The following is a 12754-nucleotide window of genomic DNA, read 5'->3' as shown; positions in this document are numbered from 1 at the left end:
GAGAAATACTTTTTGCAGTTGTGTGTTGCACCTTATCAACTTTTGCCTCGCGAACTGAACAGCAAAACAGGAAAATGCAGCGCCCTCGGCTGAAACTCCTTCAAAGCAAGGGCATGCTTTTCAACAAGCGACCAGGAGAGCACGGCAAAAATCAACGTAGTCGCACTGGACAGGACAAGCATCCCCAGCGGAGCGATCCCCGGAACCAGTGCCGCAATGGATTGCTGCACTGGAAAAGCGTACACGTACAGGCCGTAAGAATAATCGCCAAGTTTATTATAATTGCGTATTACTCCGGATGGGACATAGGCACAAAATAAAATACAGTACCCGATAACCAGCACATAACTGATATAGAATATCTCCTTGTGCAGGGACGACCCCAGCAGCAACAGCAGGAAGAAGGCAAAAACCGGACGCGACAGAACAACTTTCTCCCGTAGCATATAAAATGAGGCGCCGGTGAAAAACATATAAAATAATCTCAACGACTTCCCGCCTGTATTAACAACGTGAAGATGCACCAGAATCAACAAAAGACCGGCAATCACCGCACTGAGAACAAGGACCACCTTAAACACCCTGCCCCGACCATTGGGAACGAATCGCACCAACAACCAGGCACAGGTCAGGGTTATATACATTTTCAATTCATAGGGAAGCGTCCATAACGAACCATTCACAGTACAGTCAAACGGATTATGCTCAAAAACACCGGGAAGATGCTGACTAACACCGGTTATCAGCGTTGAAGACCTGAGCACATATATATAAATTTTCGCATCCGAAAGATATGCAGTCAGCGGTTGGGTGGTAAAGTATACTCCCATACAAAAAACAGACAACAGCACCACGACAACAAGCGCAGGGTAAATACGTAATATTCTGGCCCAGATAAACTGCTTGACGTTCTGTCTGTGCATGAGACTTGCTGTAATGAGAAAACCGCTGGTAAAGAAAAACACATCCACCGCCATTGTGCCAAGCGACATCCCCAACATCTGTGTAAATGGCTCTACAGCACTCGAACCATGGGCAAGAGGAAAACTGTGACTCACCAGAACAGCGTAGGCTGCGGCAATCCTGATCAGATTAAAATTATTATCCCGGCCCTGGGCATAATCAGCAAGTCGCATCGGCAATGCCCCTATCCTCGCAGATATCCATCCACATCGTTGGCGACAATAACACCGTAGTTGATCGCCCCAAGCCAACCGCTCATGATAATACCCACTGACCCGGCGTGAAAAAGACCTCCTATTTCCCTGTGCAGGGAACGGGAGATGTCCAGACCTTCAAATTTCGTACCAAAAGAGGCGCCTTTGGCGTGCAGGGTATACCGGTGAAAGGTACGCGGAGTCGCTGATTCTACGACATCAACCTTATCGCGGACACCCGGAAGGTAGCGTTCCAGATCGATAAAACAACGCTCGACCATCGCCTCTTTGGCAGCACGATAGCCATCCTGGTCAAGCCCGATCCAGTCGTCGTAGTCGGCATTCATGGAGGCAACGATGGTATAGTCTGCCGGGCTATCCGGCCGGATCTTAGGATAGTACAGAGAAAAAGTCCGGCTCCTGGTACGCATCCCCCGCATCTCCTCAGAAGAGAACTCGTCAGCTGTGGAGGTGAACAACAGATCACCGATATCCTGGATCGTCTCACCTTTACGGATGCCGAAGTAAACCTGACAACTCGAGTTGTTCACTCGCACTTTGGCAAATCTATCCAGAAAATTCTGCTTAAATGCGGCCTGTCCAACCAGCTGGTTCACGGTATTTGTTATCCCCGCATTGGAGACCACAGCTCTGGTTTTAATCATACGCCCGTTAACCGACACTCCAGCAACCATTCCCTTTTCAACCAGAATACGCTCGACCCGGGCACCGGTGCGGATATCCACATCTTTTGCACGCAACTCATCGGCCATCAGACCAATGAGTTTATCGGTTCCACCTTCAAAGGTAAAGACACCCCGATTCATAAAGTTAGAAAAAACAATCCCATAGGTGATGGCTGGTTCATCAAGAGTCGATCCGTTTGCATAGGTGATCGGCTCCATCAGCAACCGGTGGATATCAGTACGGCCAGGAAAGAACCGGCTGAACAGTTCCCGGGTTGTCAGACGTTGATCGTCATAAAAATTCATACCGTCAACCGTGGCAAAGAACTCTTTGACAACGTCTGTCGGTACTCCGAATCTTTCCTGGAGAATGCGGATAAAGTCCTCTTTACTGAACGTTGTGGTTAAAGAAAACTGTGGGTTATCAAAAACAATATTTTTGAGCTGGACAATTGAGCTGGAGATGGTTTTCCCCCAGTACTTCCTGCATGTTTTGACCATACCATAGGGGAAACCATGCAGGGAAACATCAAAGATATGGCCGCCGCGCTTGAACCACGTCGCAAGTCCGCCCAGCTGCGTGTGCTGCTCCAGCAACAACACCGAGTGACCGGCAGCGGCCAGGCGGTTGGCACCGGTCAACCCGCCGAGCCCTGAACCGATAACAACAACATCATAATGGGACCGTATCTCGTCCAGTGACATACTGTACATTTCACTCCGATTGATTACCTGCAGGCGAGATGATAACCGCTGGTTGAAAAACTGCGCATCACACCAGGGTCAGTCAGCATAGGATTGCTGCAGGATATGCTGGTTAACGATGGTTATGCCACTGAGCATTGAACCGATAATACCGAGAAACCCCTGGTCGGTTCCGGCAAGATACAGATTGGGCCAAGGCGTCATTCCGTTTTTTATCTTAATGCTGCTGCCGTATACTGCACCTTCGGCCTTCCGGGTATATCGTTCAATGGTTACCGGAGTAAAACTGTCCTGATAGACAATGGACGACCGGTAATTCCCAATCATTTTCTCGCTCGCGGCAATCGCTGCTTCAGTCCACTGCCGCTTAACCTGCGGATAGGATTCGGGAGTAAGTTTTTTCCAGAGAGCGTAGTTGGCAGCATTGGTCATTCGGACCTGCAGACGATCCGCCGGCTCCAGACCGGAAAAATTCCCTGGAAAACAGATGACCCCCCAGGAGGTGTCAAGGTAGTCCTGAGGTCGCCTGTACCTGAGTTCTTCTCCCTCATGATAAAAGAGGATGGTACGGTTTGAGCTAAGCGAGGAAGAGTACTCCCGTGGAACCAGGACCACGGTTTCCATAAAACTCATACGTCCAATGTATGGCTGCGGCGATGCCGGCCAGTCGACAAGGCGCATGGTTTCCGGAATACCTGCGGTGGACAGCACCATCTGCGCTGTCACAACCTCACCGTCAGCAAGTTGCGCTCCGTTTATCCTGCCGTTCTTGGTCAACAGTCCGGCAACCGGACAGCGCAGACGCAGTTCACCACCAAAGTCATGATATTGGCGCAACAACAGGTCTAGAAAATCGCGGATAGTGCCTGCTGGACGGAAAAAACCTTCCACAAAAATTGCTCGGAACATGATGACAAACTGATCCAGGTCCATATCCTCTTCTTCAGCATTCCCATAGACCATCAGCGGCAGGAGCAGCATATCCACCAGCTCCTGTTCGTGCAGATGATCGGCAAGAAACTGACGAGCAGATCGTCGGGGACCGGCGGTAAAGGGATCGTGGTTTGCAATCCGTTCTTTGACTTGTCGGAACTGGTCAACAGACCTGGGGAATTCACGGGCAACCTCCGCTTCGAGCACAACGGGGTCATTGGTGAACAGGAGTGATCGTCCGTTAAAACAAATTTCAGAGGCAATCTGTTCGTGCAGGTCAAATTGTCGGCGCCGGAGATTAAGCTGACGCAGCAGCCTGTTCAGGGGCGCATGTTTTTGACGTGCCAGGGCAAAATTCGTCATGGCATGCAGCCCGGTCTCAAGCAGATGCCCCTGCCGAAAATAATAGGAATTAAGCCCGCCAGGATGGTTATGTTGCTCAAGGATGAGCGTTTTCAGACCAAATCGGGCGGCCCTGATACCTGCCGCGATTCCGGAAAGACCACCTCCGATGATAAGAAGATGATACACTACTCTACACCCCGCAGTCGAAAAACAGATCTCCCGTCAACACCCATGTACAAAAACTGAAAGGATCAGACGTCTTTCAGTTTGGGCTCCAGATAGGAGACACAGCTGGTCAGTGTGGCCAGCTGCGGATACTCCTCCTCGGGAATCTGCAGCTTGTAGCGCTTACGTAACTCCATCACGATATCAAGAAAATCCATGGAATCCAGATCAAGCTGATCACGGAGCGGTGCGTCAGCATCAAGGGAGGCGAAATCTGCCTCTTCATCAATATCAGCTATGATTTCAAGGAGGATATCCTTGATTTCGTTACGGGTCATTTTCGAACTCCTTTCCAACAAACAGATACAAGTGAAACTTTTCAGCAAAAAACAATCAGGTTAGCATACCATCCTTCAACACACCACACATCTCTCCACAATGACCGCAGAATTTATGCCGAGCATGCCAAAGGAGTTGTTCAGGATAGTATCTACCCGTTCAAGTTCAACGGGTGTATTGGTGACGAGGTTGGGCAGGGTGCAGTCCGGATCGAGATTATCCAGGTTGATAGTGGGATGGACAAGATGATCCGTAAATGCAGGCAGGTTGCCGGCCAGCTCAAGAACACCTGCCGCCCCCATAGCATGGCCTATAACCGATTTGGTATTGTTAATCCAGGTTGCCGGGCAATCGGAAAAGACGGCACGAATAGCCTTGCACTCTTCAACGTCTCCCTGCTTGGTGCCGGTGGCATGGGCATTGATAATGGTGATGTCGGCAGGCATTCGACCGGCTTTCTTCAGAGCCGCCTCCATACACTGCTGCTGTCTTGGCCCGTAGGGTAAGACAAAATCCCGGGCATCCGAATTCATTGCATAACCGGTGATCTCACCATATATAGCGGCATTGCGGGCCAAAGCGCGGTCCAGTCGTTCCAGGACAAACACACATCCGCCTTCTGAGATGACAATACCGTTGCGGTCGCGATCAAAGGGTCTGCTGGCCCTGGCTGGTTCCGAATGAGCCGCCAACGCCCCCTGAGCCTGAAAAGAGGCAAATATACCGAAAGAACCTACGCACTCAGAGACACCCCCGCAAAGCGCCAACTCAACCTCCCCTAAGCGGAGCATCTGTACCCCCTGAATCAGAGCAGCATTACCGGCGGCACAGGCTGCACCGATGGAGTAATGCGGCCCTGTCAGCTGGAGATTCATGCTGATCTCGCCGGCAGGGTTGTTGAGAACTGTTCGGGGATTATGATGGTGGGTCCAGTAGTCAACATTATAGTCGTACTGACTGATGTTGTAGACCTCGTTTTCGGTTTCCACGGTCCCGTGCTCGGTCAAACCGATATAAACACCGGTGGCAGCGCGGTCATAGGTGGAAAAATCAATACCTGCGTCAACAAGGGCCTCATTGGCACAGTATACCCCTATACAACCGGCCCGGGTGCCCCGCTTATTTTCCCGTTTTTTACGATAGCGGGTTTCCTCAAACTGGCACAGGCCGGCCGGGTGTACCCCCATATAGCGTAAATCAATGGTACTGATTCCGCTGATACCAGCCAGAAGATTGGCGCGAAACTCGGTCAGATTACTGGACCCCGGAGCGGTTAAGCCCACACCGGTGATCACTATCCGTTGGGTGAAAGTGTGTTCAGACACGGATCAACCCCTTGATGATACTGGCAACGCTCTTAATCGCCTCATCGAGTTTATCCGCCATGGGCCCTCCGGCTTGAGCCATATCCGGCCGACCACCGCCTTTCCCTCCCACGATTGTCGCTACCCGATTAACCAGATCACCCGCTGTAATGCGGCCGACATGTTTCTTGCCGACCATGGCCAGCAGGGCTGCCTTGCCCTCAAACTCACCACCGAGCACTATAACACCATCCGGCAGACGGTCCTTGATCTTGTCACCGATTTCCCGCAGAGTTTTGGGCGAATCCAGAGAGACCCGTCCGGCCACTACCTGCATGCCGTCTATCTCCATGCATCCGGCAAGCAGCTGGTCGAGATCGGACAAGGCCATATTGGCATTAAGTGAAGCGATCTGTTTTTCCAATTCCTTCTGCCGTTTCAGCAGTCCCTGAATCTTATCCACCGCCCCTTCAATCGGACCGGAAATAGCTGCACTGACTGCGGCACTCTGCCTGGCAAGCTCCTGTACCCACCGGACGGACGCCGCACCGGTCATGGCTTCGATTCGCCGCACCCCGGCCGCAATACCGGTCTCCATAACAATTTTAAACAGACCGATATCACCGGTCATTCGAGCGTGGGTACCGCCGCACAGTTCTTTACTAAAACCACCGATACTGACAACCCGTACCTCTTCCCCATACTTTTCGCCGAACAGGGCTGTAGCCCCTCCGTTGAGAGCCTGTTCACGTGACAACAGAGCAGTCTCAACCGGAACATTGCGACGGATTTCGTCGTTGACCAACTGCTCAACAGTACAGATTTCCGCGTGAGTCAGGGGCGAAAAATGAGTGAAATCAAAACGCAGCCGATTGTGATCAACAGCAGACCCTGCCTGTTGAACGTGATCGCCCAGTACCTTTTTCAAAGCTGCATGAAGTAAATGGGTCGCGGTGTGATTCAGTACCGTATCGCCGCGACGCTCTGCCACCGTCAACTCAACAGGGGTACCGACAGCAAGAGTGCCCTGCACCAGTTTGCCCTCATGTAAAATCAAGCCTTCAACCGGGGCAAGAGTGTTCTCCACGGCAAAGCGACCTTCAGCCCAGGTGATCTCCCCCTGGTCACCGATCTGACCACCTGACTCTGCATAAAACGGTGTTTGGGCAGTAAACAGGCGAAGGGTTTCACCGGCCTCTGCCTGTGTCACCAACTGACCGGCAGCATTGACGATTCCTTCAACTGTTGACACTCCCTGCATTGATCCATAACCGATAAACTCAGCCTTCTTACCCTGGCGGCCCAGCTCGATAATGCCGGCTTCAAGATGCTCGACATCACTTCCTTTCCAGGATTTACGTGACTGTTCCCGCTGCTGTTCCATGGCATCTACAAAACCGGGTTCGTCAAAGGCAATTTCCCGTTCAATGGCAATATCACGAACGATATCCACAGGAAACCCATACGTGTCATAGAGCTTGAAAATAAAATCACCGGAGATGGCGGCACTGCTATCCTCTTCTTTTTTCAGACGTCGGATTTCCTGATCAAGCCTGTTCAGCCCATGATCCAAAGTCTCACCAAAGCGTTGCTCTTCATTGCTGACGACCTTGTCCAGCAACTGACGGGTTTTGTTGAGATGGGGATAGGCACCGTGCATTTCCTCGGTGACCAGGGCACAGACTCCCGGGAAGAACGAGGTCAGCCCCAGGGCGCGACCATAACGGACAGCCCGGCGCATAATCCGGCGAAGGACATAGCCGCGGCCTTCGTTGGACGGCAGCACACCATCAGCCACGAGAAAAGTTGTGGCCCGGGCATGGTCGGCAATAACCCGCATTGAGACATCATCCGCCGAACTGGTATGGTACTGTTTACCGGCAAGTTCGGCCACATAGTCAATAATCGGTGTGAACAGGTCGCAATCGTAGTTATTGGTCTTCCCCTGGAGAACAGCCGCCACCCGCTCCAGCCCCATCCCGGTATCAATGGAAGGTTTGGGCAGAGGGGTCATGACACCGTGTTCATCACGATAAAACTGCATGAACACCAGATTCCATAACTCGAGGAAGCGATCACAGTCGCAACCCAGAGCGCATTCAGCTCGCCCGCACCCGACATCAATCCCCTGATCGATGTAAATTTCCGAACACGGCCCGCAGGGACCGGTATCTCCCATGGCCCAGAAATTATCTTCCTCGCCCATACGAACAATTCTACCTTTGGGCAAGGTCTCTACCTGCTCCCAGAGGGCATACGCCTCATCATCATCCGTATAGACGGTGACCCAGAGTTTCTGCGGATCAAACCGTAATGTTCCGGTAAGAAATTCCCATGCGTAGGCAATAGCCTCTTTTTTAAAATAATCGCCAAAGGAAAAATTACCGAGCATCTCGAAAAAAGTATGATGCCGGGCTGTATAACCAACGTTTTCCAGATCATTATGCTTGCCGCCGGCCCGGACGCTGCTCTGCGCGGAGGTGGCACGTACATACGGTCGGCTCTCCTCTCCCATGAACACCTTTTTAAACTGCACCATCCCTGAGTTGGTAAAGAGAAGGGTGGGGTCATCATGGGGAACCAGCGAAGAGGCCGGAACTCGAGTATGCCCCTTGCTCTCAAAAAATTCCAAAAAACTCTGTCGGATTTCGTTACCTGTCATCTCGTCATTAAAGCAGTAATTGTTCGGGGATGATGCCCTTTCGAGCCGCCTCAGGTATTCTTGTTAGCTGCAATCAAAGACACTCTTCAAATCCAGGTGTCGCATTCTCGCCACAAAACATTCATGATACCATGAAATGAAATGTTGCAAAGAAAAAACGACCTTTTCATTCATTGATAACAAAACAGGCGGAATGCCCGGCACCCCGCCTGTTTGTCTTGCTTTTATCAATCGCCCGGTTCAAGGGCAAAAATTGCAGATCAAACGATCAGTGACTAACCCAGCTTTTTCCTGGTATCAACCAGCTCATCGACCACTGACGGGTCGGCAAGAGTGGACGTATCACCGAAATCCGCAAAATCACTTGCCGCAATCTTACGCAAAATTCGTCGCATAATCTTTCCTGATCGCGTTTTCGGCAGGCTTGGCGCCCACAGGATCACATCCGGGGTGGCAATAGGGCCTATCTCCTTGCGCACATGCTGCCGCAACTCCGCCAACAGCTCGTCACTTTCTTCAGCCCACGACATCAGGGTAACAAAGGCAAAGACAGCCTGACCCTTGACCGGGTGAGGCATACCGACAGCTGCAGCTTCAGCCACTGCTTCGTGAGCCACCAGGGCTGATTCGATTTCTGCGGTCCCCAGACGATGACCGGAAACATTGATAACATCATCCAGCCGCCCCATCATCCAAAAGTAGCCGTCCTCATCCCTTCGGGCCCCATCCTCAGGATCGTAAATATTTGGATAACGGTCAAAATAGGCCTTCTTGTAGCGTTCCGGGCTGCCAAACACACCCCGTAACATGCCGGGCCAGGGTTTGCGAATGACCAGATGCCCGCCTTCATTGGGACTTGCCTCTTTCCCCTCTTCGGTAAAGATGGCAGCATCAACTCCCGGCAACGGCAAGGTCGCCGCACCCGGTTTAAGTGGAGTCACATACGGCAGAGGAGCGATCATTATGCCGCCGGTTTCCGTCTGCCACCATGTGTCAACAATCGGCAGCTTTTCCTTGCCAATATGAAGGTAATACCACATCCAGGCCTCGGGGTTAATCGGCTCCCCGACACTTCCCAGAAGCCGTAAACTGCTCAGATCCCACTTTCGGGTATGTTCAACGCCTTCCCTCATCAGAGCCCGGATCGCAGTCGGAGCAGTATAAAAAATACTGACCTTGAATTTTTCAACAATCTTCCAAAACCGGTCAGGACTCGGATAGCTCGGCACGCCCTCGAACATAAGCGTTGTCGCCCCCAGCCCCAGAGGGCCGTAAAGGATATAGCTATGCCCGGTAATCCAGCCGAGATCAGCAGTGCACCAGTGGATGTCGTTATCCTTCAGATCAAACACCCACTTGGCAGTGTGCAGAGCATAGGTCAGATATCCACCGGTGGTGTGGACAACGCCCTTTGGTTTGCCGGTGGAACCCGAGGTGTACAAAATAAAAAGCATGTCCTCGGCATCCATGGATTCCGGCTCACAGAAAGAACTGATATCCTTTGCGCTCATCTCCCGGTGCCACCAGCAATCCCGCCCCTCTTTCATCTCAACATCAATGGCGGCTCTCCGCACGACCACACAACATTCAACACTCGGACAGCTTAACAGCGCCTCATCAGCACTGGCCTTGAGCGGAATTGCCTTACCGCCGCGCAACACGCCATCGGCAGTGATCAAGACCTTGGCATGACAATCCTCGATCCGACTTTGCAAAGCAGCAGCGGAAAAACCTGCAAAAACAACCGAATGAACAGCGCCAAGCCGTGTGCATGCCAAAAGAGCGATAGCCATCTCCGGCACCATGGGCAAATAGATAGCCACACGGTCTCCTCTCTTTACGCCTTTTTTCTTCAGCACGTTGGCAAATCGACAGACCTCGTCATGAAGCATCTGGTAGGTGTACACACGTACATCATCTTCCGGTTCACCTTGCCAGATAATTGCGGCCTTGTTCCGCCGGTCGTTGATCAGATGGCGATCAAGGCAGTTCACCGAAAGGTTGAGCTTTCCGCCGACAAACCACTTCACCTCAGGTATGCTCAGATCGCACTCCAGAACCCTGTCCCACTTCTTATCCCAGGTGACCAGCTCTTCAGCACGCTGCGCCCAATACCCCTCAGGGTCATTCATCGAATGGGCATACGCCTCCTTATACTCGTCCATGGACTTGACCCAGGCCTGATCACGCCCCTGTTCCGGTGGTGGGTATACTTTGCCTTCAGCCAACAAACTGGTAATTTTGTCTTCCATACCGCTCATAGAACACCCCCTTCAACGCTAAAAGCCAACAAGTTACTCATACCCACCCAACTCTTTACACAAAGCAGGAAGAGCATGACCAGCCGATGTGGAGCATATTCCTCCACAACTGTACAATCCAAAACTAAACGGATGAACCACTGTGCACCTTCCGAATCCAGTCCAAATCCTTTAGAACGGATAGATCATGCACAGTTTATACAGAACTTTTTTGAAAAAGAAAAACGATTATTATGAAAAACACTGAAACACTTTTTTTCTTGAAAAACACTTAAGAACAGCATCAGGTCAATTGATGCATCATACAGCTCAAAACGATTCAGTAATTCTTTTGCTGATCTAATACAATTTGCTGTCAACGTACGTCACCTTTTTGTATTGTACAGATAAAAATACAGGTTTACTGTTGACGATCGCAGCATAAAACCTTATTTCTGCACAATAGCTGCGGTATGCAGAACAACTCCCCACTTCACCATGTCAAAGCTACAAATCAACAGTAAAAACTTCAGGTACGCATTATGGTCATAAACGATTGGATTCATGTCACTGCTGGTTCAGTTATACTCTTCTCTCTGGCTCTTGGCGTTGATATCCCTGCCAACCCCCTGTTTATCAGTCGTTACTGGTTACTGCTCACAGCTCTGGTCGGTGCCAACCTGCTCCAATTCGGTTTCAGTAAATTTTGCCCGCTGGGGGTCATATTGAAAAAAATCGGCGTTCCGGAACAGTAACCGAAAAAATGCTGTCCGGATCGGATATGCTGACTACTGCTTCCGACCTGTTGAGCGTCTTCGCCAAACACGGGGCAGACAACATAAGGAGGTAAGAATCAGTGCTCCGGCCAGATACCACGGAAAACAACCGACCGTCGCTACAAACGCCTGGTCCTCAATAAAATCCACTGCTTGAGAGGGGTGAAGTCCGGTCTGCACAACACGATAGTGCTGCATGAGTGCCGCAAACGCAAGACCGATTATGCCGTATGCCACATTCAAAGCCAGCCCTTTAAAACTCAGTACAGTGGCCCGCTGTTGAGAATCGGTGAGCTCGTTGAGATAATGGCTGGTAAAATAACTTGTCAGCATCAGCCCGACAAATATCGCGATAACCGGCAATATCCCCCAATATGGCACGAACAAACTTAAAAACAACAGTGCAATCACACTGCCGGCTCCCAAAAGAAAGACATTGAGCCCGAACGACAGACGTTCCACCATGATACGCGCCAACCTGGGGACAAAGAGTCCCACCACTGCAACCAGCGAACCCAGAAGCCCGAAACTCGCCTCCGGCAACCCGATCAGTCGATAATATTTACTGGTCAGAGTGACTCCCATTCGCAGGGTATGATCAATGGTCATGGCAAAAAAGATAATGGTAAAGGCCATGGGAGTACGAATAATCCAGGCACCGGTACGAAGAACCAGTCGCAGCAGCTGCCAGATGGTCGCCTTTTGAGGATCACGGGTCCTGTGACCTGCAGGCGGAGACGGATCTCGCATGCGTAAGGTAACAAACAGGGCAAAAACAGCGAGTATCAGCGTCAGATAGAGCGGGTACCGCATGCTCATCTGTTGACTGACGCTGACGTTCACGGAGCACCACTGCAGAACCCGGTTCACCACACTGGGATCATACACCACAGCACCCAGAGTCATGGCAATGATATACCCAAAATTCTGCGCTCGCATCTGTACTTCCAGCACCCGTGGCCATTGACCAGCCAAACCATGTACAACCAAAGTGTCATACGCCAGGGCTTCGTCCGCCCCGCTGGCCATGGCCTCTGCCAATCCACTCAGAACCCGGTTAATCAAAAAGGCCCAGAAGACCAGATCAGGATTTGCTGCCGGCACAAAGGCAATCACTGCCATCTCAAAAATCATCAGCCAGGCGGTAACCACCAGAAGAAACCTGCGCCCCAGCAGATCAGCCAGCGCTCCTGATGGAACTTCACTCAAGACAATGGTAAAGGCCCAGACCGTGTTGAGTACGGCAAACTGCTCCAGAGTCAAACCATAATCAAGAAAAAGTATTGTGAAAACAGGGTAGTAAAAGCGGGCATTGAACAGCACCCGAAAAAGAATAAAGAGACGGATATTGACCAAATGATATGGGGATACTGACTGTTTTTCTTCAGACCCCTCTTTTCCCTTCACAACCATCTCCCCCCTTACACGCCTCCTTTAAACAT

Annotated in this window: 9 protein-coding genes; 1 reads left to right on the top strand and 8 read right to left on the bottom strand. The window is 51.2% G+C overall.

All coding sequences use genetic code 11. From position 1 onward, the window contains the following. Positions 1-35: 35 nt before the first annotated feature. The 7 genes from HP555_RS05625 to acs form a co-directional block, all read right to left on the bottom strand. The gene (locus tag HP555_RS05625) at positions 36-1136 is read right to left on the bottom strand and encodes an acyltransferase family protein (protein ID WP_233249289.1); all 1101 of its coding nucleotides are present in this window, start codon (positions 1134-1136) and stop codon (positions 36-38) included. 11 nt (positions 1137-1147) lie between these two features. Further along, positions 1148-2548 (bottom strand): phytoene desaturase family protein, encoded by a 1401-nt coding sequence (locus tag HP555_RS05620; RefSeq protein ID WP_199264200.1) that lies wholly within the window; start codon positions 2546-2548, stop codon positions 1148-1150. A 78-nt stretch (positions 2549-2626) separates the two neighbouring features. After that, entirely contained in the window at positions 2627-4012 is a 1386-nt protein-coding gene (locus HP555_RS05615) for a phytoene desaturase family protein (RefSeq protein ID WP_233249256.1), read from the bottom strand. Positions 4013-4077: 65 nt separating this feature from the next. Continuing rightward, positions 4078-4329, bottom strand: a complete 252-nt coding sequence (locus HP555_RS05610) for an acyl carrier protein (RefSeq protein ID WP_199264199.1) — start codon at positions 4327-4329, stop codon at positions 4078-4080. A gap of 75 nt (positions 4330-4404) precedes the next feature. Beyond that, positions 4405-5655, bottom strand: coding sequence for a beta-ketoacyl-[acyl-carrier-protein] synthase family protein (locus tag HP555_RS05605; RefSeq protein ID WP_199264198.1), 1251 nt, complete (start codon positions 5653-5655; stop codon positions 4405-4407). Further along, positions 5648-8296: an alanine--tRNA ligase gene (alaS, locus tag HP555_RS05600; RefSeq protein WP_199264197.1), complete on the bottom strand. Its 2649-nt coding sequence runs from the start codon at positions 8294-8296 to the stop codon at positions 5648-5650. The genes HP555_RS05605 and alaS overlap by 8 nt, the downstream gene beginning before the upstream one ends. 275 nt (positions 8297-8571) lie before the next feature. Continuing rightward, positions 8572-10557 carry an acetate--CoA ligase gene (gene acs, locus HP555_RS05595; RefSeq protein WP_199264196.1) on the bottom strand — a complete coding sequence of 662 codons (1986 nt, stop codon included), beginning with the start codon at positions 10555-10557 and terminating at the stop codon, positions 8572-8574. 521 nt (positions 10558-11078) lie between these two features. Between acs and HP555_RS05590 the strand changes: the two genes are divergently transcribed. After that, the gene (locus HP555_RS05590; RefSeq protein WP_199264195.1) at positions 11079-11291 is read left to right on the top strand and encodes a YgaP family membrane protein; all 213 of its coding nucleotides are present in this window, start codon (positions 11079-11081) and stop codon (positions 11289-11291) included. A gap of 33 nt (positions 11292-11324) precedes the next feature. Here the strand turns inward: HP555_RS05590 and HP555_RS05585 are convergent, their stop codons facing one another. After that, a complete protein-coding gene (locus tag HP555_RS05585) occupies positions 11325-12719 on the bottom strand; it encodes an MFS transporter (RefSeq protein ID WP_233249255.1) in 1395 nt (464 codons plus the stop codon). Between the last annotated feature and the right edge of the window lie 35 nt (positions 12720-12754).

The sequence above is a fragment of the Desulfobulbus oligotrophicus genome (assembly GCF_016446285.1).
GTDB classification, from domain to species: Bacteria; Desulfobacterota; Desulfobulbia; order Desulfobulbales; family Desulfobulbaceae; genus Desulfobulbus; species Desulfobulbus oligotrophicus.
Note: the sequence above shows the minus strand (reverse complement) of the source record. Positions and strands in the feature narration are given on the sequence as shown.